Genomic DNA, 23,012 nt, shown 5'->3' on the forward strand with positions numbered 1-23,012 from the left:
ATAAGTTAATATGATATTAAAAAAAAATCGGTCTGTATATTTTATGTCAATACTGGTTTGTTTTCTGTGTATCTTTTCACAAAGAGCATTGGCATCAACAGGAGTTTATATTCCGGATCCTGTAACAAGTTTTGTGGCAAATGTTAAGGATGCAGCCTATGGTGCAACAGGAGATGGTGTCAGTGATGATACTGCGGCGATACAAAGAGCCATTGATGCAGTTTCTGCGGCAGGTGGAGGAATTGTAGACATTCCGGCAGGAAACTATATGATTAACACATTGTATCAGACAGGAAACAGCTATGAGAAAGCCGGACTGGTACTTAAAAGCAATATTATTGTACGTATTGCAAGCGGTGCAACACTTTATGCGATTCCGAACGGAGAGAAGTCCTATCAGATGTTCAGTATCACACATGTTGACAATGTACATATAATAGGAGGTAGATTAATCGGTGACCGTGATAATCATATCGGAAATCTTGGACAGACCGGATACGGTGTCCGAATCACTGATTCTACAAATGTGGTTATTGAAGATTTGTATGCCGGTGAATTTTGGGGAGACGGAGTATTTTTAGGAGAAAACAGTAAAAATATTACTATCTATAGAGTTGTTTGTGATCATAACCGTCGTCAGGGAATGTCGATTGTAGGCGGTCAGAATGTCAAAATACTTGAGTCGGAGTTTAAACGCTCTGACGGTACACCTCCAAAGGCAGGAATTGATATTGAACCTGAGGGAGATTATCCGATTGCAAAAGATATTGAGGTACGTGGCTGTTTATTTGAAGGGAACGCTACAGGTTTTGTGGTTAGCAACCAGTATGCAAACAGTGTTGCAGCAAATATTACATTTGCCGATAATACTGTTCGTGATAATATAAGCGGAGTAGTCCTGGTAGGATTGAAAGGCGGTCTGGTTACAGGTAATAAAGTTTATAATGATCAAACTATAACAAAAAATGATATACATTGGGGCATCAGACTTCGCAACAACGGACGTTATTCAACAAGTAATGTCAGAGTCAGCGGAAACACTGTATATGGAGGAAATATTATTGACAGTACCGGAGAGAGCAGTAATACGGTTCAAAATAATACTTTTAAGGCTTCAGTCTATGTTCTTGGTATTGCACATGCAGGGCAAACACTTAATGCTAAGGTATATGACGGTGATTATGGAGATCTTCATGTTCATAATTCCATACTTGTTCCCGCATCTTCAATTTCTTCCTATCAGTGGTATGCAGACGGAACAGCTATTAGCGGTGCGACAAATTCAAGCTATATTCCTACAGCGGCAGATGCAGGAAAAGAGATTACTGTAAGGGTTCAGTATACTGATAAAGCCGGAAATACAGAAGATGCAACAAGCTCTCCTACACTACCTGTAAATTATGCAAATCATGCACCGACTGATATTACGCTAAACCCTTTGTTTATCTACAGTGATGAATATTTGGCGGAAGTGGGACTGCTGACTACAACAGATCCTGATACAGGAGATTCACATACATATACGGTTGATGATGAGCGCTTTGAGGTAGTATATGGTAATTTACTGCGTTTGAAAGGAGAAAATTATATTCCGTTTGGTTCTGTAAACACTATAACTCTCAATGTAACTTCAACTGATGCACTCGGTGCTTCTTTTACAAAAGCTTTTACAATAGAAGTTGCAAGGCCTAAGAACCAGCCGCCGAAAAAAATCACACTTGCCAACAATACACTAAATGCAGGAAGTCCCGGAGAAATAGTAGGAAAGCTTACAACTATTGATCTTAATGTAGGCGATACTCATACCTACACTTTAAGTGATTCACGTTTTGAAGTAAGTTCTGACAGTATGCTTAAGTTAAAAGATGGTATAAGTGTGGATGCGTCCACAGAGACAAGCATTAACTTGCAGGTAGTAGCAACTGATTCAGGCGGATGGGTTTGTACACAAAATTTTACTTTGCAGGTACAGTCAGGAACAACGAACAATACCGGAGCGACTAATAATACCGGAACTAATAATAACAGTATCTCAACGCCGTCAGTACCTGAGCGTAGGAGAGGAGGCGGATCGGGAGGCTCCGACAGCAGAGATTCAGGATCTTCTTCACATAGTCGTAGAAGTACCGGTTTAAAGAATGGCAATACTTCATCCAATTCCTACTCTTATATTCAAACAGGCGGTAAAGTATATAATCATGGCAGTTGGAAAAAGAAAGGAAATATATGGCGACTTGAAGTTGACGGTTCGTGGGCAAAATCCGTATGGGTATATATCTCGGATAATTGGTATCTTTTAAACGATAGAGGAGAGATGGTGACCGGATGGGCAAACGTTGACGGAAGATGGTATTTTATGGACGATTCAGGTGCAATGAGAAGCGGATGGCTGAAAGATGTAAGTGGAGAATGGTACTATCTGAATCCTATATCTGACGGTACCAAGGGTGCTATGCGTGTAGGATGGCATCAAATCGATAACAAGTGGTATTATTTTAATACAGTTTCTAACGGTACACAGGGAAGAATGCTTAAGAGCCAGAGAACACAGGACGGTTATCTCCTTAAAGAGGACGGAAGCTGGAATGAGAGTGTCTCAAAGGAGTAAATTTAATTTGAAAGTGTTTACATATTTAAGAAATAATTCATAATAAGTTCAACAGTATTTCAATTCTTTTACGAAGAAGTATGATAATATTACATCATCATAACGAAGCACTTACAATGAATCCTATATATAGAAATCCTTAAGAAGGTACCCCGTAAAAAGGGTGTCTTTTTAATTTGTTGAAATATCATTCTTGTATTGCTTAAAATAATATCCTGTCTTTGACAGCTAAAAGGTCTGAAAGCCATATATATCAAGGGTTTCAGACCTTTTTTAATTCACAAAAGTGTAGCTAGAACTACCTACTTTTTTTGCTTTCCCGAAAGACTTTTTTCATACTCAAATCGGTTAAAATTTCGTAATCGGTACGAAATCCGAATACTTCATGAAGTGCATCTGTTAAGGCTGTTCTTGTATAAGCGGGTAGATATCCTAACTTTTCTCCCGGACGATACATCATCATAGAGCGTAATACGTTAATAATCTCATCGCATGTATATTGTTCACCAAGTTTTTTCTCAAGTATCCTAAAGACTACCAATGAAGCAAAACAAGTTATGAAGTGTGCCTTTATGCGATCCTCTCTTTGAAGATAAATGGGGCGTGCACTGAACTCGGTTTTCATGATTCTGAAACATTCTTCGATTTCCCATCTCTTCTTGTTTATACGAACTATTTCTTCGGCACTTGTTGTCTCCAAATTAGTACAAACGGCATAGAAACCGTCATATTTTTCCTCTTCAGCTATGAGGTTCGAATCTATATAAGGGATTTCTCTGTCACAGACTTCTCCTGAAGATGTCATTGCTTCGGTAGCAATAAAACGGCGTGGATCATTTTGATTTTTTTGATTTCTTTTATATTCCCCTTTTTCAATAAGCTTATTAGCACGGTCAATCTGGCTTTGCCTGATTTTCTGATGATATTTTTTGTACTTTAAGGAGAATGATACTATAAGATGTTGCTCTAGAGCTTTATTACCTTCTTTGACTTTTTTATCTGATAAATCTTCTTTAATCCACCTTTCCTTATAAAAGACTTTATTATAGTCTGTCTGTTCATCAAGGTTATTCAGATTAAATAATCCTGTTTCACCTTGTAGTGACCAGCCTTCAGGGTCTAGAGCAAACTCCTTTAAATATTTTGGGAGTTGTTTTATAGATTGTGTTGTTATAAAACTTCTTATTTTTTCACCAAATAAAGTTTTGTGGTTAAACTTTCTATTGGCATTTGAGGACAGACCTGCGTCTGTACAGATAATAATACTATCAATACCATAATCATCGATTACCTTTTGTTCCAGAGGCTTTAGTGTTGGCTGCTCATTCTTATTTCCGGGGAAAATATCAAAAGCAAGAGGAATACCGTCATGATCCATAAACATTCCCATTCCGACAATAGGTAGTGGTTGATGTTGTTTTGATTTTCCATATTTCCTAAGTTCGTCTTCCTGCTCGATTTCAAAGTAATAGTTTGTGCAATCATAGTAAAGAATGTCATTCCTGCGAGGAAGTATTCTTTGGCTATTTTTATAAAGCTCAGATTGAATAAAGTCACTTTCTTTAGATAAAACAGAAAGTGAACGATATATATCATGTAAATTAAAGGTCGGCTGCTCAATAAACATTTTGGAAGAACGATTTGATGCCAACTTAGAAGATGGATAAAGGATACGAGTAAAAATTAGTCGAGATAAAATATCGTTCAAATCATATTCAAAGCTATACTTCTTTGAAATTTTAGAACAGATTTTATCCAGCTTAAGTGAATAGTAAATACTCTGAAGAAATAGATATCCACAGTTAAACAAATGTTTTTCATCAGGTTTCAGGAGCTTTGAAGGAGAACATTTTATTAAAATTTCTTTTTGTTCCTCATATTCCTTACGATTAAGTTCATCAACATATTCCTGAGCCCAAATGTAAGGGTCTTTTCCATTAGCTCTAGTCTTAACCATATCAAGATTTCCAAGTTTTTCAATAGTAACTGTAGTGACAGAACCATTGGATTTGCGTATAGATTTCTGAACATAAAATGTAGCAGAGTTTTTTGATTTACTTACAGTAAGTTTCATAGCATTCAACCTCCATGCTCATATTATACTATAAATAGCTACAAATAGCTACATAAAATAACGAATAAATTGACAAAAAATAAGACTGAAATCCAGTCTTTATAAGGGTTTGAGGTTTATAGAGGGAGTAGTTAGCTGTCAAACTCCCGGGTGTCTTTTTAATTTGTTGAAATATCATTCTTGTATTGCTTAAAATAATATAACTTGATAGAATGTACAGTATATAGCTGTTGGATTTTGATCCTGCAGAGGATATCAGTAGGTATGTTTTAAGAGGAGAACAAAAATGATTGATAATGTATCATATCTCTTTGGATTCTTAGGCGGTCTTGGACTTTTCCTATATGGAATGCATATCATGGCGGACGGTATGCAAAAGACTGCCGGAGGAAAGATGCAACAGTTCCTCAGTAAGATAACGGATAACAGGTTTACAGCCATCTTACTGGGTGCGGTAATAACAGCCATAATACAAAGCTCAGGTGCTACCACCGTAATGGTAGTAGGTTTTGTTAGTGCCGGAATGTTAAGCCTTGTCCAGGCTGTAGGTGTAATCATGGGTGCCAATATCGGTACTACAATTACAGCGTGGATAGTATCACTTGGAACAATAGGCGATTCACTCAAGCTCTTTCAGCCGGGATTCTATGCACCGTTAATGATTGGTATAGGTGCGATATTTATACTGTTTTCAAAATCCGACAAGAAAAAAACTATAGGTGAAATAATTCTGGGACTTGGAATGCTGTTTTTGGGACTTGATCTTATGGCAGGCAATATAAAGCCTTTCACAAGTGCTCCTATATTCTCGGAAGCGTTCAGAGTACTTGGTGGTAATCCGATACTCGGTATCATAGTAGGTATTGTAGTAACAGCTCTTATGCAAAGCTCATCAGCGTCGGTTGGTATTTTGCAAACACTCGCATTTAACGGTGTGGTAAATACTGCAGCAGCCATATATATAACTCTAGGACAAAATATCGGTTCATGTGTTACAGCGATTATTTCAAGTTTGGGAAGCTCAAGAACTGCAAAGAGAGCCGCAGCTATACATCTTTTATTCAATACAATAGGTGCTATAGTCTTCGGTATACTTGGATTTATAGTATTTACAGTTAATGTAAAGCTTGCAAACCACACTATCAATGCGGTAGAGATTTCAATATTTCATACATTCTTTAATCTTACAATGACTACACTACTTTATCCTTTTGCGGGATTGCTTGTAAAACTTTCAGGAATGATTGTAAGAGGTAAGGATGATGAAGTTGAGGAAGAGGTAAAAGAGCCTGTACTGCAGCTTGATGAAAGAGTTCTTCTAAGCCCTGCTTTTGCTGTACAGACTGCAAATAATGAAGTTGCCCGCATGGGAGAAATTGCTCTAAAAAGTTTAAATGCGGCTATGAGTGCTATCAACAATAAGAGCCTTGAAGATATAGAAACAGTTGCAAAATGTGAAAAAAAGCTTGATGATATGCAGGAAGCTTTGACGGAATTCCTTATAAAGGTAGACAATCTTTCACTCAGTGAAAGTCAGAAGAAGCATATTAACAATCTCTTCAATATGGTAACCGATATAGAAAGAGTCGGTGATCATGCCGATAACCTTTCTGAAAATGCAAAGTATATAATAGACAAAGATCTTGAATTCAGTGATCTCGGTAAAGAAGACCTTGCAGAAATTTCAAAAGACAGTATTGAAGCCTTTGAAATCGCACTTAATGCAAGAAGCGGTGATGCTCTTAGAGCTGTGAGAAAGGTCAATAAGCTTGAGGATGAAGTGGATATGCTTGAGGATGAAATGAGAGAGAAACATATTGAAAGATTGTCAAAGGGAGATTGTAATCCACAGGCCGGAATCGCATTCCTTGATATCATAAGTAATTTGGAGCGTGTCTCAGATCATGCAACAAATATTGCGGGATATGTAAAGAATGAAATATAAATAAGAAGTTTTAAAGATTTACTTGCAATTATGTTTATAATTTTGTACAATTAAGAATGATTGATGAATAATTATCAATTGAGATAAACATCATTTTAAGTACTAATTTTAGGAGGAACTAAAATGTCAGTAAAAGTAGCAATTAACGGTTTTGGACGTATTGGTCGTTTAGCTTTCAGACAGATGTTTGAGGCTGATGGATATGAAGTAGTAGCAATCAATGATCTTACAGATCCTAAGATGTTGGCACATCTTTTAAAGTATGATACAGCACAGGGCGGATTTGCAGGACGTATCGGAGAAGGAAAGCATACAGTAGAGGCAGGTGAGGATTCAATTACAGTTGACGGAAAGAAAATCACAATCTACAAAGAGGCAGATGCTTCAAAGCTTCCTTGGGGACAGATCGGTGTAGACGTTGTACTTGAGTGTACAGGATTCTATACATCAAAGGATAAGGCATCAGCACATATCACAGCAGGTGCTAAGAAGGTTGTTATTTCAGCTCCTGCAGGAAATGATCTTCCTACAGTTGTATTCAGCGTAAACGAGAAGACACTTAAGGCAAGTGATACAGTTATTTCAGCTGCTTCATGTACAACAAACTGTCTTGCACCAATGGCTGATACACTTAACAAGCTTGCTCCTATCCAGAGCGGTATCATGAGCACAATCCATGCTTATACAGGTGATCAGATGATCCTTGACGGACCACACAGAAAGGGTGACCTTAGAAGAGCAAGAGCAGGTGCTGCAAATATCGTACCTAACTCAACAGGTGCTGCAAAGGCTATCGGTCTTGTTATCCCTGAGCTTAACGGAAAGCTTATCGGATCTGCACAGAGAGTTCCTGTTCCAACAGGTTCTACAACAATCCTTACAGCTGTTGTAAAGAAGGCAGGACTTACAAAAGAAGATATCAATGCTGCAATGAAGGCTGCCGCATCTGCATCATTCGGATACACAGAGGATGAGATCGTTTCATCAGATGTTATCGGTATGCAGTATGGTTCATTATTTGATGCAACACAGACAATGGTAACACCTATAGCTGATGATTTATATCAGGTTCAGGTTGTTTCATGGTATGATAACGAGAATTCTTACACATCACAGATGGTTAGAACAATCAAGTACTTTGCTGAATTAGCATAATTATAAATAGTATAAGAGACCAAGGTGGTCCGGTCATATTGGGCCGGACCGCCTTTTTTATTAATAAGGAGAAACTATGCTTAACAAGAAAACAGTAGATGATTTAAAGAATTTAAAAGGTCAGAAAGTATTGGTTCGTTGTGACTTCAATGTTCCTTTAAAGGACGGAGTTATCCAGAACTACAATCGTATAGACGGAGCAATCCCAACAATAAAGAAACTCCTTGACGGCGGAGCTAAAGTTATTCTTTGCTCACATCTTGGAAAGCCGAAGGGCGAGCCTTTACCTGAGATGAGCCTTGCACCTGTAGCTCCGGCACTTTCAGAGAGACTTGGAGTAAATGTAAAGTTCGTTTCAGATCCAAAGGTAACAGGAGAAGAGACAAGAAAGCTTGCAGCAGAACTTAAGGACGGAGAAGTTTTATTACTTGAGAATACACGTTACAGAGCTGAAGAGACAAAGTACGGTAAGGAAGATTCAGCTGTAGAGTATGCAAAAGAGCTTGCTGCACTTTGTGATGACAATATCTTTGTAAACGATGCATTCGGTACAGCACACAGAGCACATTGCTCAAACGTAGGTGTAACAAAGTTCTGTAAGGAAAATGTTGTAGGATACCTTATGGAGAAGGAAATCAAGTTCCTCGGAGAGGCTGTAGAGAATCCTGTTCGTCCGTTCGTAGCAATCCTTGGCGGAGCTAAGGTTTCAGATAAGATCAATGTTATAAACAACCTTCTTGAGAAGGTAGATACACTTATCATCGGTGGCGGTATGGCATATACATTCTTAAAGGCAAAGGGAGAGGAAATCGGAAACTCACTTTGTGAAGAGGATAAGCTTGACTACGCACTTGAGATGGTAAATAAGGCTAAGGAAAGAGGCGTAAACCTTTTACTTCCTGTAGATCATGTAGAGGGTAAGGAATTCTCAAATGATACAGAATCTAAGGTAGTTGATACTATAGATGCAGGATGGTCAGGATTTGATATCGGACCAAAGACAATAGAGAACTATAAGAAGGCTCTTGAGGGCGCAAAGACTGTAGTATGGAACGGACCTATGGGTGTATTCGAGTTTGAGAAGTTTGCAGAGGGAACACTTGAAATATGCAGAGCCGTAGCAGATCTTAAGGATGCTACAACTGTTATCGGTGGTGGAGACTCTGTAAATGCGGTAAAGAGACTCGGATTTGCAGATAAGATGACACATATTTCTACAGGTGGCGGTGCTTCTCTTGAATTCTTAGAGGGTAAGGAATTACCTGGTGTAGCGGCAGCTGACAACAGATAAAATTTTTAAATATAGGGGAATGCCAAGGCTTCCCCGAAAAGAACGGAGAATATTATGGCAAGAAGAAAAATTATTGCAGGTAACTGGAAGATGAATAAAACTCCTTCAGAGACAACTGCATTAATCAATGAGTTAAAGCCTTTAGTTGCAAATGACGAAGTAGATGTTGTTTTCTGTGTACCGGCAATTGATATAATACCGGCAATAGAGGCTGCAAAAGGAAGCAATATTCAGATCGGTGCAGAGAATATGTACTATGAGGAGAGCGGTGCATACACAGGAGAAATCGCACCAAATATGCTTACAGATGTAGGTGTTAAGTATGTTATCATCGGACATTCAGAGAGAAGAGAATACTTTGCAGAGACAGATGAGACTGTAAACAAGAAAGTACTTAAGGCATTTGAGCACGGTATCACACCGATCATCTGCTGCGGTGAGACTCTTACACAGAGAGAGCAGGGTATTGCAATAGACTTTATCAGAACACAGATAAAGATTGCATTCCAGAATGTAAGTGCAGAGAACGCTGCAAATGCTGTTATCGCTTACGAGCCAATCTGGGCAATCGGAACAGGTAAGACTGCTACAACAGCACAGGCTGAGGAAGTTTGCAAGGCTATCAGAGAGTGCATCAAAGAAGTATATGGAAGCGATGTAGCCGAAAAGATCAGAATTCAGTACGGCGGTTCAGTTAATGCAGCTAATGCGGCAGAGCTTTTTGCAGAGGCTGACATCGACGGCGGATTAGTAGGTGGAGCAAGCCTTAAGCCGGATTTCGGAAAGATTGTAAATTATAAATAATAGAAAAAACGGGGGCTGTCGGGAAATGGCAGCCATGAAAGATGGAGGAGTGGTTCAAAAAGAGTCACTCCTCCATAATCTTTTGATAAATTTATAATGATGAATACTTTTCTCTGTAGCCGGATGGAGATATGCCTAATTGTTTTTTAAAACTTGTGCTGAAATAATATTGGTTTGTGTAACCGCATTTAATACTTATTTCTTTTAGAGATAAGTTTGTTTTAATTAAATATTCCTTTGCTGCATCAATGCGGTATGATGTAATAGTATCGCTTATACTTTGGTTGTTATTTTTTTTATACAATGCACTTAAGTATGACGGACTCATATTTGCATATTTTGCTATGTCATTCAGACTGAGAGTGTTATCTTCAAAATTATTTTTAATATAATTATCTACCAATTCATATGTGTGTTCATGGTAGGATTTTAGAGAAAAATTTAGTTTATCACATACCAAATTGCAAAGTTCTCTCATCCATAATAAAAATTGCTCATATGTGTGAAATGTATCAAAACGGCTATATACAGATATTATTCTTTCTTCCAAGTCCTTAGTATCAATATTTATTTCATATAGAAATCTCAATATTTTGCCAAGCAGAGAATATATACGTATAAACATAATATTTTTGTTTTTATATTTTGTTGATAAATCATCAAAGAAGTTTTTAAGCCATTCTTCAATTGATGAATTATCTTTTTTGCATAGCAGTCCGATAAGTTCATCATCATCTGAATCTGATGTTGATAATAAACTGAATTCTTTACCGGTAGCTTCAACTGCATCAAATATACTTTGGTTAGGATAAAAAAACCTATATTTTAGAGCATGACATGCATTTTCATATGATACATGAAGCTTTGATATACTATCAACAATAGTACCAATTCCAACATTTATATTTAATATTGGAGATTTATAATTATCTATAAAAGATGAAATTACATTATGGATTACATACTGAAAATGTGCAGGTGTTTTACTGTTTTGTGCTATTATAAAGATCAAATTATTTAAGTCCTGTATATAATAGACATTATCAAAAATTTTACATTTACTTAGGAATACATCCGATATATTTAGTATTTCCGTTTGAAATGTTAAAATCCCGTTATTTTCTTCAAGCATAGAAGAACTTTCAATTTCCATTTTGATTATATTAAAATGCGAATAACTTATATCCAATTCCAGATAGCTTATATATTTATCAAAATATTCTAATGTTTTATCAGTTGAGAAATATAGTAACTCCTGGAAAAATTTGGTTATCATAAGTTGTCTGCTTTCCTTTACAATAGACAGATTACGCTGCTCCCTATCTATTATTTCAAAAGAACTTTTTATCTTTTTATATAAGAAATCATAATCTATAGGCTTTTCAATATAATCACAAACTCCAATACTAACAGCCTGTTTTGCATATTCAAATTTATCATATGCACTGATTAGTATTATTTTAATATAAGGATTTATTTTTATAGCCTCGCGGCTTAGAGATATTCCGTTTAAGTTCGGCATTTCAATATCGGTTATTATTAAATCAACATGATTTTCAATTATATAATTAAGTACTTCCTGTCCGTTTTTTGCAATTAAAACTATTTCTGCATTTAATTCATTCCAGTCAATATTTAATTTTATACCTTCTGAGACAATATAATTATCATCGGCTAAAACTACTTTTTTCAAGAGAAATCCTCCATTTGAGCATATTTTATTATAATTTTTGTACCTTTTCTTTCTTCACTTTCAATCAGTACAATACCGTTTCCAAAGTCAGTATTTGAAATTCTTTTATTAACATTACAAATGCCGAAATGTTGGTTATAGTCTACTATATGATTACTTAATTTATATCGGATTTGTTCTAACTTATCATTTGGAATACCACAGCCATTATCCTCTATAGTAATAATAACTTCATCATCTCCATAGCAAACATTTATATTGATATGTATATTTGGTTTTTCAGATGAGTATCCATGTAAAATTGAGTTCTCTAAAAAAGGTTGTAATGTAAACTTACATATTAAAAAGTTCTCTATACCTTCTTCAGCATTTATAGTCCAGCTAAGTGTATCTTGACGACAAAGTTGTTCCATTTCCAGATATAATTTAGAAATTTCCAATTCGTCTTTTATTTTTATCTTTTCATCAGATTTTCTAAGTGACATTCTATAAAAACGAGTAAGATTGCTGATCATATGATTGGCTATATCTATTTTTCCTATTGTTTGACAGGTTTGTATTGTTCCCAAAATATTATATAAAAAATGAGGATTTATCTGGGATTGAAGAAGCTGGTACTTAAGCTTTTCTTCGGATAAAGTAAGCTCCAAAATGGATTGCATATTTTTATTAATTGATGATTGCATATTTAAAAATGTCAGTCCAAGTTTATCCACCTCATCAAAAGAGTCCCTGTTATCTAATGCAGATATATAATCTAAGTCAATACTTTTATTACCAAGTTTAAAATTATCCATAGCGGAAGACAGTTTACTGATTCTGCCTGTTAAATTTATTGAAGTAAAAAAAATAACCAACAGTATTATAGGAACAGATAAAAATATTATTATAATAAACGTTCTAAGTAATGTGTATATATGCTTAAAAATGTAATTTTTCGGAATTTCTGTTATATGATACCAACCATTGTCAAGAACAACTATATGATAATATAAGCTGCTGTTCTCAACTATAGTATTATCAGGATTTATATTTAAATCAATGTTATTTATCTTGGTACCTATGAGTTCTTTACTTGTATGTGAAATAACAGTCCCATTTTTATCTATTATATAGCCTGTTAAATCGACACTTTCAAAACTGTCCTGCAGCATTTTTGAAAGCTCATCAGTGCGTAAGAGTACTAAATAAACGTATTCGGTATTACCTGAAACTTGATTATTTAATACATTAAAACAAGCTATTACATCTTGAGGATTTTTTGTGTTGTCAATAACATAAGGAAGAGTGTACTGTTTTTTATAAATCCATTTTTGATTGGAATTTATAATATCTTCAAGGCCTATTTTTCTTAGATCGGATAAAGGATGGAAAAAAAGTCCCTCTGAAGCCGCAATATTTTTATCGTCTAAAAAAATATCAATATGATAAAAATCAAAAGTTGATTTAAGTAGAGAAATATTGTCTCTAACATTCGAAACTATTGCAAAATCTTCTCTACTATCAGACATTTTTTGCATCAAAGAATACATATCATATTGAATAGTATTAGATACTTTTTCAGCTTGATTTAATCTGTTATTGATTCTTATATTTAGTTGATCATCTGCAAGTATAATAGAATTTAATATACTGTCACCGGCAATTTTATGTGTAATACTGTACAATACAGAACCCATTAAAATAAGAGGCAGTATGGTACAAATTAAAAAAGAAAAAATCAATCTATGATGATATTTTGAAAATATAAAATTTTTGACATATCTTATAATAGGCATAAGAACCTCCTTGTAATCATATAAACAATTATAGACTGTGAAAAAAAACAAAACAATATAAACAAAAATAATATAAATGAATCATAATATATTGTATTTTTGAAAATTATAAATTCTACTATGATGTAATTATCAAAAAGCATACGTCCTATATGTGTAAGTGAAGTATTTTAGGACAATAAGGAGGAAAGATGAATAAAAGAATAAAAAGCGTAATGTTAAGTACAGTACTTTTAACGGGTCTGTTAGCGGGCTGTGGATCAGGAACAACTCAGGCAAGCAAAAACTCGGAAAACGGTGGAAATTCCAAATATGATTTGACACTATATAGTATCAATACTACAGATGCTGATTTTGCTGAATGGTTAAACAATGTACAAGATGCTACAGGATTAAAGATTAATGTAATTGCTGCCCCTACAGATTCTGATACCAGACAGCAAAAAATCACTACCATACTCTCTACAGGTGATTCAAGTGTAGATATATTGGAAATTAATGATGAAATGAGTGCATCATTTAAAAATTCAGGTTGGCTTGATGGACTTAATGATACAGTTATGACCGATGATATTCGTGGTGAATTTGCAAAGGGATATTTGGAGCAGATGATTACCGATAAAGAAGGAAATGTTATCGGAGTGCCCGGATATTCAGGATATTTAGCCTTTTGGGTAAATCAAAAAATAATGGATAATGCCGGAATAACTTCTATAGATACAAAGGAAGATTTTAAAAAATATATGTCAGCTGCTTCAGTAAACGGTACTTATGGGTATGGTGGATCTTGGGAAAAAACATATGTGTTTAATGAAATAGCACAATTTGTAAATATGTTCGGTGGCGATTATTTTGATTGGACAAGACCTGAAAATAAGGAAGCAATACAATTCTTATATGATATGGTAAAAAATAATGAAACACCAATTGATCAAATTGCTGATAAATATGAGCAGATGAATCCAAAGGCAAATGATGGAAAATATGGTTGTTGGTTTATGTGGGGATTGGGATCTGATTATCAGAAAGCAGGTATGCTTGGTGATGATAAGATTCATATGGCTATGGTACCTTCAATGACTGATGACGGTAATAGAGCTATATTTACAGATTCATGGAGTTATGTATTGAATTCTACATCCAAAAATAAGGAAGCGGCAATAAAGTTTTTAAAGTATATGGCATCTGAGGGTGGAATGGAAGCTTCATATAAAGCTTTTGATCGTTACCCTGCAAGAAGAGATGTTGCCGAGAAGGTAGTTCCTGACAGCGATCCTGCAAAGGAGATGTACACCAGATACGCTTCAGAATGTAATGTGCAGGGACGCCCTATGCTTCCGCAAACTATGGAGTTTATCACAGATATGGGAACAATTTATCAGTCTTGTATGAAGGGTGAAATATCAGTAGATGATTTTTGCAAAAAAGCACAGGATTTGGTAGATAAATATAAATAATATATAATCCAAAGAGTGCTACAGTATAGGAATTTATAAATATAATATTACTGTAGCACTCATTTTATTTATAGGAGGAATTATTTTGAACATAAGCAAAAAGTCAATAAGGTATATACCTATAATTTTGATTTTACCTGTACTTTTGATAAGGGGATTTACCACAATTTATCCTATAATTATTACTTTTAAAAATAGTATGTATAATATTAAAGTTCTGTCAGGTATAAACGAGTTTGTAGGATTTAAAAATTATATAGAGGTATTTAAAGATGATAAAGTAATTTCCTCTATTGAATTTACTTCTATTTTTGTAGTAGTATCAATGTTCTTTCATGTTATATTAGGTACTATACTTGCATTGATACTTAATTTGAAATTCAGAGGTAGGAGGTTTTTAAGAACAATAGTACTTATACCTTGGGCTATGCCGGCTGTAGTTATAGGAATGGCGGCAAAATGGGGATTTAATAATGATTATGGATTGGTAAATGATTTAATTAGAAGATTCATACCGGAGTTTCAATTTAATTGGTTAATAAATACCGGATCTGCTCGTAGTGCTGTTATAGCAATGGATTTATGGAAAGATTTACCATTTTTTGCAATACTTGTATTATCCGGACTTCAGTTCATTTCAGGTGATATTTATGAGGCAGCTAAAGTAGACGGAGCAAATTCTTTTCAAATATTCTTTAAAATCACATTACCTTTAATTATAAGGAATATTATTACATTATGTATACCTTTTACATTATGGAGATTAACATCATTTGATTTGGTATATGCAATGACATCCGGTGGTCCGGGAGAAGATACATCATTGATAGCTTATCGTATAGCAATGGAGTCTTTTACAAACTTGAATATAGGGTATGCTTCTACTTTAGCTATCATGCTTTTTATTTTAATGGCTTTATTTAGTTGGTTTAATATAAGAGTTATGAATAAATACAGTGAATGATAGGAGAATAATATGAGTAGTAATACTAAATATAAAATATATAAAAAATGTATATCTATAAGCAGATGGTTATTATTTATAGTGGTTGCATTTCTTATCTTATTTCCTGTATATTGGATTTTTATATCATCAATTACTCCTGCAGGAGAATTATTTAAGAAGCCTATAGATTATTTGCCAAATAATCCGACACTTGACAGTTATAAATTTCTTATTGAAAATGTAGGGTTGTTAAGTAAAATAGGAAATACAGTAATAATAGTAGGAAGTACATTAATAATAAGCACAATATTATGTACAATGGCAGCTTATGGATTTTCAAGGTTTAATTCAAAATGGATAAGTGTAGCGTTTGCATTTATTCTTGCAACTTTACTTATACCTGAGGTGGTTACTGCAAGGCCTTTATATGAATTTATGAAAAAGGTTGGATTGTTCGATACATATCAAGGTTTGATAATACTATATGTAAGTTCGGTTATTCCGTTTACAGTTTTGATATTAAACAATTTCGTCGGTAAAATACCTGTTTCACTGGAAGAGGCTGCTGCTATAGATGGAGCAAATTTTATACAGATTTTATTTTATATAATATTGCCTTTGATGAAACCTGCTATTGCCACAGTGTGCATTATTAATTTTATAAATTGTTTAAACAATTTTTTTACACCTTTATATTATTCAAACGGAATACAGGTTTTATCTGTAGCGATAGTTCAACTTCCTTTAAGAGATAATATGTATGGTGTACCATGGGATTTAGTCAGTGCAATGGGATGGATAATACTTTTACCGATAATATTATTTGTTGCTGTTTTTGAAAAGCAGATAATGGATGGAATTATGGCAGGTGGTGTTAAATCTTAATTTAGATAGGGAGTTAAGTTTATGTATGATTTATACGGAAGTTTAGGAAATTTAGCAATTTTAAAAAACAGAAAAAGTAGAGCTGTAAATGCAGAAAATCCTACAGGAGAAAAAGGTAAAGGCGGGATGGCATCAAGCAATCTGGGGCCTTCAAGAAAAGGAAGTCCTTGTTTAAAAGATATACCGAGTGGAGAAAATGTAACACTTGCCGATATAGAGGGACCGGGTATAATAAATCACATATGGATTACGGTTACAAATAAAACAACAGAAGCAGATTGTTTTGTTTTAAGTGATCTGATTATAAGGATATATTGGGACGATGAGGAAACTCCTTCTGTAGAGAGTCCACTTGGAGATTTCTTTTGTTGTGGATTTGCAAGGGAATGTGTAGTGAATTCAATGCCGATTGTTGTAGTACCAAATAGAGGAATGAACAGTTATTTTCAAATGCCTTTTAATAAAAGAGCAAGAATAACTTTGGAAAACCAGCATCCAAATCCGATACCGGCATTTTTCTATCAGATTGATTATTGTGTTGTAGATAATCTTCCTAACGATATAGCTTATTTTCATGCTCAGTGGAGAAGAGAAAGAGTTACAACTTTAGGTAAAGATTATGTAATATTGGACAATGTAAAAGGAAAGGGACATTATATCGGGACATATATTGCATTGACCACATTGGAAAGGTACTGGTGGGGAGAAGGAGAAGTAAAATTTTACATAGACGGAGATATAGAATATCCTACAATTTGCGGTACAGGAACTGAAGATTATTTTGGAGGTTCATGGAGTTTTGCAAAACAGATAAATGGAAAAACAGTTGAGCAAAATTATAGTACATCATATTTGGGATATCCGTACTATTCATCACATGATGAATTGATTCATAATGATTATCACAATGATGATTGCTTACCGATGAGAGGGTTCTATAGGTGGCATATACAGGATCCTATATGCTTTGATGAAGATTTAAAGGTTACTATACAGCAAATCGGTGTTGGACATGGAGGTCTTTTTGAAAGACAGGATGATGTTGCAAGTGTAGCATATTGGTATCAGACAGAGCCTCATTCATCATTCTTACCTCTTGTAGGAAGAGAAGGTAGGCGTCCAAGATAGGAGCTGATTTGTATAAAAAAATTTTTTGTATTTTATTATGTATCGGTTTAATTCTATCTTCTTGTAATAATTATAAGAAGAATGAAGAAATAGAAATAAGCAACTATTATGAAGCTGAATTAAATATCATGCATATAGAAGCTGATAATCCTGATTTTAAAAATTATATTAACGATGTATCAAGAAAATTAAATATGAAAATAAATATAATTCCTTGTCCGGCTGATGCAAATAATAGACAGGCGGAAATTTCAACATTACTTTTATCAGGAAATTCAGATATTGATTTGATTTCAGTTAATGATGAGATGGTAAGTGAGTTTAAAGTAAAAGGATATATTGAAAACTTAGATGATATAATGAGTAAAAACATTGTGGAATCATATCCTAAAGATTATGTAGAATCGGTGGCTATGTATAAAAATCATTTTTATTCTGTTCCATACCTTATGGATATTATGATGTTTTGGGTAAATGAAAAATATATAAAATATTCAGAACTCGAAGGAGTTAAAAATTTGGATGATTTTTCATTATTTGTCGGTAATGATTATGGTACAAACATGTATGGATATGGAAGTGCATGGGATGAAACATATATATATAATGATTTATCACAATTTATAAATATGTTTGATGGAGACTATTATAATTGGAATAATGATAATACAAAGGAAGCTGTTAAGTTTTTGCATGATATGCTGAAACATGGTTATACACCTCAAAATCAAATGATAGACAGATACGAACAAATGGAACAAAAATTTATTGACGGCAAGTATGGATGTGTATTTATGTATAGCGGTGCTATAAATATCTTTTTGAATTCAGGAAAGTATGGAGAAGATGGAATACATGTGGCAGAACTTCCTATGTTCAAAAAAAATGCAACTAATATAGCAACGTGGCAGTATGTACTTAATAAAGCTTCAAAAAATAAAAATGCTGCAAAGAAATTTTTAAGTTATATTTCAAGTAGAGAAGGGAGCATTGAATATAGTAACGCAATGAAGCAGATACCTGCAAGAATTGATGTTATCTTAGAGGAAGATATAGATGTTCCTGATATTGATATTATAAGAAAGTATGTTGAGAATACAAACTTTAAAGTCAGGCCGCTGTCACCTAATCCAATGAATGATATCTCGGAAATGGGAAGAATATTTCAAAAGTATTTATTAGATGAGATTACATTGGATGATTTTTGTAAATTAGCTCAAGCAATAGCTGATAGAAAATAATTTCAGTATTTAGAGAAAAACGGTCGGCACTTTAAGTGCCGGCCGTTTTTAATACAGTCTTAATATACACCATTAGCAATATCTTTATTAACAGAACTCATATCTTCAGAAATATAAGGATGAATACCAAATCCGCAACCATATCCCATAGCATCGGCATATCCTGCCTGATTGTCCATATTTACGATACACCATTGATGAGTTTTTGTATTAGGATTGGCATGTTCCCAATCATACCCCATAAAATCAAGAACTCTTCCAAGTGCTCTGGTACCGCCTGCACTTGTACTTATTCCTGCTATAAAAACACCATAAGGACTTCTGTAGTACTTATTTTCATCATTTTTACGTGAACTTTCTATAATATACTCTTTGTAAATAATAGATGAAGCCTTCTTTATTTTTGCAAGATCTGTTATAAGCGAGGTGTCTGATAAAACTCTTGTAGCAATACTTCTTGCAACAGCATCCGCCTGTTCGGCCTGTTCCTTAGTACAGTATTTATAATAGGCATGTTTTTCAAGTGTAGAGGCTGCCCTTGCCTCATCAAGCACAACTTTTTCAGAAATTCTTTTACCGTCATTTCCGACTTTATAACCGTCAGGAGTAGTGGTATCGGTTAACATCATCCCGTTAGGACCGATATAATATTCACCAACCCATTGATTAGTCACCATTCTTCCCTCATTATCAAAGTAGAATCGATGATTTAAAATATCTTTCCATCCTGTAGAAATAATTCCTTCGGAATCAACATAACACCATGCATCATTATGAATCATCCAGGTATCTTTTAATGCATACCTTTGTTTTTTATATCCTTGACTTGCAAAAACAGTTGAAGTTAAAGATAATGTAGCAAATATCATCATAGTACAAAAAAGCGGCTTTTTCATATATACCTCCTATAAAATACAGACATACATTAAAATACAAAATTAACTCTATATTAATTATATATAATAATACCGGTATATTCAATAGCATATGTAATGTTTGCGGCTTTATTTTTATAAATATAGTGAATAAATAAAATAAAAACAGTAATTTATAGACATATGCCTTTTATTGAAAGAATATTTAATAAAAGGACAATGTATTAAAAAGCAACATATAATGGCAAAATGTTCCAATCATAATAAAAACATGAAAAATCTCATGTGAACCGAAATAAATATGTTTTTCATTAAAAGCTTTCAATTTAAAGGCATAGATTACAGCTCCGAGTGTGTAGGAGACACCTCCAAACAAAAGCCATAAAAATCCGGTTAGAGGTAGTGCTTTGAATATAGGTTTTAATGCAAATACACAAAGCCATCCCATAATAAGATAAATTAAAGATGACAGCCACTTAGGACAGTGTACAAAGAAAATTTTCAGTATAATTCCGCCTATAGCGAGTGTCCATATGGTAGCCAGTAATATATATCCGACTTTTCCTTTAAGAGCGGTAAGGCATACAGGTGTATATGTTCCGGCAATCAAAACAGAAATCATTATATGGTCTATTTTACGAAAAATCATTGTCTTTTTAAGGTCTAAAACTACGGAATGATAGATTGTACTTGCCGCATACAATAATGTTGTTGATATAATAAATACAAGCATAGATAATGAAGTTAAAAAGCTTCCATGCTCTATAGTTCTTTGAATAAGCGGGCCTGCTCCTATCCATAAAAGAATAAGGCCACAAAAGTGAGTAAGTGCCGAACCGGGTTCCCTTATTTTTATGGATATAGTTCCCGGAAGTACACCGAATCTTGTCTTTTCTTTATATTTTGAGTTCATATGTATCCCTCCTTGATGTAGTTTTCAAAACTAGATGTTATATATTTAAATACTACATCAACATTTGGGAGATTTCAAGCATAAAATAATTATGATACTTTGACAGTGCTTTGAATTTTTGTCTTTGATAATTTTTCGTATAAAAGTCTGCGATGTCTTGCAGATTTTATAAGAGCTGTAAGTAATATCATAAAGTATAAAATAGCTGCTAATAGCTCAATAGTTGCATATGCCATATCTTTATAAGGATCTGTATTTGTAAGTATTAAACTTTCAAGAAGTCTTCTTATATTTAAAGGAATAAAAAAATAAAATCCGTAAAAAAGTATATACCTTAAAAAATAAGAATAGAATGCAGGAAGTTCTTCATTTAAAGATACAATGGCTGTACTCGTGATAAATTTTCCCAAAGTTCTTCCTTTAAATAATATCGGAAAAACAGAAAAATAAAATAAGATACTTGCTTCAAATGAGAACAGCAAGGCAAATTCAGGTATTAAAATTTCACAAATAAAAGTCAAAAAAGCAATAAATGCCATATCAAAAAAGAATGATATAAATCGTCTTGTTAATGATACTTCCATTCCTTTCTTATAGCTTATTTCATCCAGCTCATCTCTTGAAGGCAGAAATTTCATAAACGGTCTCATTAAAAAAAATCCGAGTACACCGCCTGAAGTATTTACTATAAGATCATCCACATCAAAGAGTCTGTAACTGCCGGAATATAGGAAGTACAGTCCTGTAAGTTGAGTTATTTCAAAAAATAATGATAATAGAAATGATAAAACAATAGTTTCTATAAATGATCTTTTAAAATAGTAACGTAAATACATTCCAAAAGGTAGCGCTAAAAACAGATTTAAAATATTTACAAGAAAGGCCTTGTTCAGTACTACACTTAACCATGTTTTTGGCTGATCTTTAATAATGTCGGACCTTTGTAAAATATCTTTTATAAATAAAAAAGGTTCAAGCTGCATTTTATGACTGTGCAATGTGGCAGCCTTTTCCGGAGACGGAAGAGGAAGTATCACCAGGCAGTACATACACAGAATATAAAAAATAAAAGAATAAACGATCACAACCTTCAGACTTATAACAGATCCGTATTTGTGGTAGTTATAAGCAATATAAGGCAATGTAAATATAGCGACCACAAAGGGAAACAGTATAACAGCCTGTAAAGATACTTCTATATATTGATTCATATTTGCTCCTAAAAAATATAACAGCTTAAAATTATATGGCGATGCATAAATTTTATATCAAAATTGATATAAAGACAAATTAAATAAAGCTAAATGCTTGATTTTCACCTCTAAGTACAATAAAACGATACTTAGAGGTGAAAATATATTAAAAAGATTTATCAATTAAATCTCTTTTACATACTGTTGAATCGCATCACACAGATACTGTGCCATACCTTCTCCGAATTTGTCCATATTATTTTTAAATTCCGGATTTTTAACATATCCATAGCCTATGCTTGAAAATACATTCGCACTACAGTCAAAAGAGTATTCACAAATATGTTTATGAAGCTTTTTTGCCAGTTCGGTATTTTCTTTTGATGTAGCCTTAAGTCCCTTTGACATATTATCCGATATGGCAAAAAAGATATTATTAAAACCGTCGGCAATTTCCTGTTCTCTTCCTTTTTGCTTTTTAACGGCTTCCTCAATAACTTCCTTTCCATAAAGGTCTATTGCTTTTTGTTTATACTTTTCATTATCCTGATATGTAAAACCTTTGAATTTTTCTTTTATTGACATAGTAATTTTCCTTTCTCTTGATTCAATAGTCTTTTCCAATGTATCAATAAGTGTTAAGAGTTTTTGCTTTTCTTTCTGCATCAAAACGAGTTGTTTCTTTAGATGATTGAGTATTTCCGGATCTTCCTGTTTTAATAAATCCTTTATCTGTTTTAAAGGAAATCCCAGATATTTATAAAACAATATCATTTGCAAAAAAGACATATCATCCTCGGAATAATATCTGTACCCGTTTTCATTTTTTTTAGGTGAAAGCAAACCTATTTCATCATAATGGTGTAAAGTGCGCACCGATACACCGCTTATTTCACTAACCTTTTTAATTAAAAACATTTGAAAACCTCCTAACAAGGATAAGTATAAACTATGACGCAATGTAATAGTCAATACCTTAAGTTAAAGATTATTTATAAATTTAATATAAGATTAAATATCAAAATA

At 33.7% G+C, this 23,012-nt stretch carries 17 protein-coding genes; 10 read left to right on the plus strand and 7 right to left on the minus strand.

The genetic code is table 11. The features are described from left to right. Positions 1 to 10 precede the first annotated feature (10 nt). The gene (locus HMPREF1135_RS10365) at positions 11 to 2,608 is read left to right on the plus strand and encodes a glycosyl hydrolase family 28-related protein (protein WP_007594933.1); all 2,598 of its coding nucleotides are present in this window, start codon (positions 11 to 13) and stop codon (positions 2,606 to 2,608) included. Positions 2,609 to 2,906: 298 nt separating this feature from the next. Here the strand turns inward: HMPREF1135_RS10365 and HMPREF1135_RS10370 are convergent, their stop codons facing one another. After that, on the minus strand, positions 2,907 to 4,682 hold the full coding sequence (locus HMPREF1135_RS10370; RefSeq protein ID WP_007594943.1) for an IS1634 family transposase: 1,776 nt from the start codon (positions 4,680 to 4,682) through the stop codon (positions 2,907 to 2,909). 286 nt (positions 4,683 to 4,968) lie between these two features. On the opposite strand from HMPREF1135_RS10370, the gene HMPREF1135_RS10375 reads away from it, so the two are divergent. From HMPREF1135_RS10375 to tpiA, 4 genes are all read left to right on the plus strand, one after another. Further along, a complete protein-coding gene (locus tag HMPREF1135_RS10375) occupies positions 4,969 to 6,627 on the plus strand; it encodes a Na/Pi cotransporter family protein (protein ID WP_007594944.1) in 1,659 nt (552 codons plus the stop codon). Positions 6,628 to 6,750: 123 nt separating this feature from the next. Then, positions 6,751 to 7,782: a type I glyceraldehyde-3-phosphate dehydrogenase gene (gene gap / locus HMPREF1135_RS10380; protein WP_007594946.1), complete on the plus strand. Its 1,032-nt coding sequence runs from the start codon at positions 6,751 to 6,753 to the stop codon at positions 7,780 to 7,782. 76 nt (positions 7,783 to 7,858) lie between these two features. Then, positions 7,859 to 9,073, plus strand: coding sequence for a phosphoglycerate kinase (locus tag HMPREF1135_RS10385; protein ID WP_007594948.1), 1,215 nt, complete (start codon positions 7,859 to 7,861; stop codon positions 9,071 to 9,073). Between the two features lie 54 nt (positions 9,074 to 9,127). After that, positions 9,128 to 9,877, plus strand: a complete 750-nt coding sequence (tpiA, locus tag HMPREF1135_RS10390; RefSeq protein ID WP_007594949.1) for a triose-phosphate isomerase — start codon at positions 9,128 to 9,130, stop codon at positions 9,875 to 9,877. A 91-nt stretch (positions 9,878 to 9,968) separates the two neighbouring features. Here the strand turns inward: tpiA and HMPREF1135_RS10395 are convergent, their stop codons facing one another. Together HMPREF1135_RS10395 and HMPREF1135_RS10400 are read right to left on the minus strand one after the other, a co-directional pair. Continuing rightward, positions 9,969 to 11,570, minus strand: coding sequence for a response regulator (locus HMPREF1135_RS10395; protein ID WP_007594950.1), 1,602 nt, complete (start codon positions 11,568 to 11,570; stop codon positions 9,969 to 9,971). Next, positions 11,567 to 13,348 (minus strand): sensor histidine kinase, encoded by a 1,782-nt coding sequence (locus tag HMPREF1135_RS10400; RefSeq protein ID WP_007594959.1) that lies wholly within the window; start codon positions 13,346 to 13,348, stop codon positions 11,567 to 11,569. The genes HMPREF1135_RS10395 and HMPREF1135_RS10400 overlap by 4 nt, the downstream gene beginning before the upstream one ends. A gap of 191 nt (positions 13,349 to 13,539) precedes the next feature. Here HMPREF1135_RS10400 and HMPREF1135_RS10405 point away from each other — a divergent pair, with 191 nt between their 5' ends. The 5 genes from HMPREF1135_RS10405 (at position 13,540) to HMPREF1135_RS10425 (ending at position 19,005) form a co-directional block, all read left to right on the plus strand. Continuing rightward, entirely contained in the window at positions 13,540 to 14,805 is a 1,266-nt protein-coding gene (locus tag HMPREF1135_RS10405; protein WP_007594960.1) for an ABC transporter substrate-binding protein, read from the plus strand. 85 nt (positions 14,806 to 14,890) lie between these two features. Continuing rightward, positions 14,891 to 15,769 carry a carbohydrate ABC transporter permease gene (locus tag HMPREF1135_RS10410; protein ID WP_007594961.1) on the plus strand — a complete coding sequence of 293 codons (879 nt, stop codon included), beginning with the start codon at positions 14,891 to 14,893 and terminating at the stop codon, positions 15,767 to 15,769. A 12-nt stretch (positions 15,770 to 15,781) separates the two neighbouring features. After that, the gene (locus HMPREF1135_RS10415; RefSeq protein ID WP_007594962.1) at positions 15,782 to 16,636 is read left to right on the plus strand and encodes a carbohydrate ABC transporter permease; all 855 of its coding nucleotides are present in this window, start codon (positions 15,782 to 15,784) and stop codon (positions 16,634 to 16,636) included. Between the two features lie 21 nt (positions 16,637 to 16,657). Continuing rightward, the gene (locus tag HMPREF1135_RS10420; protein WP_007594963.1) at positions 16,658 to 17,764 is read left to right on the plus strand and encodes a glycoside hydrolase family 172 protein; all 1,107 of its coding nucleotides are present in this window, start codon (positions 16,658 to 16,660) and stop codon (positions 17,762 to 17,764) included. Between the two features lie 8 nt (positions 17,765 to 17,772). After that, positions 17,773 to 19,005, plus strand: a complete 1,233-nt coding sequence (locus HMPREF1135_RS10425) for an extracellular solute-binding protein (protein ID WP_007594969.1) — start codon at positions 17,773 to 17,775, stop codon at positions 19,003 to 19,005. 59 nt (positions 19,006 to 19,064) lie between these two features. On the opposite strand, the gene HMPREF1135_RS10430 is transcribed toward HMPREF1135_RS10425, so the two are convergent. The 4 genes from HMPREF1135_RS10430 to HMPREF1135_RS10445 form a co-directional block, all read right to left on the minus strand. After that, entirely contained in the window at positions 19,065 to 19,901 is an 837-nt protein-coding gene (locus HMPREF1135_RS10430) for a hypothetical protein (RefSeq protein ID WP_007594971.1), read from the minus strand. A gap of 184 nt (positions 19,902 to 20,085) precedes the next feature. Continuing rightward, the gene (gene trhA, locus HMPREF1135_RS10435) at positions 20,086 to 20,793 is read right to left on the minus strand and encodes a PAQR family membrane homeostasis protein TrhA (RefSeq protein ID WP_007594973.1); all 708 of its coding nucleotides are present in this window, start codon (positions 20,791 to 20,793) and stop codon (positions 20,086 to 20,088) included. Between the two features lie 89 nt (positions 20,794 to 20,882). Continuing rightward, positions 20,883 to 22,004: a VanZ family protein gene (locus HMPREF1135_RS10440; RefSeq protein ID WP_007594980.1), complete on the minus strand. Its 1,122-nt coding sequence runs from the start codon at positions 22,002 to 22,004 to the stop codon at positions 20,883 to 20,885. 165 nt (positions 22,005 to 22,169) lie between these two features. Beyond that, entirely contained in the window at positions 22,170 to 22,904 is a 735-nt protein-coding gene (locus tag HMPREF1135_RS10445) for a MerR family transcriptional regulator (RefSeq protein WP_007594990.1), read from the minus strand. Between the last annotated feature and the right edge of the window lie 108 nt (positions 22,905 to 23,012).

The sequence above is a fragment of the Lachnoanaerobaculum sp. OBRC5-5 genome, assembly GCF_000296385.1.
Classification (GTDB): Bacteria; Bacillota; Clostridia; order Lachnospirales; family Lachnospiraceae; genus Lachnoanaerobaculum.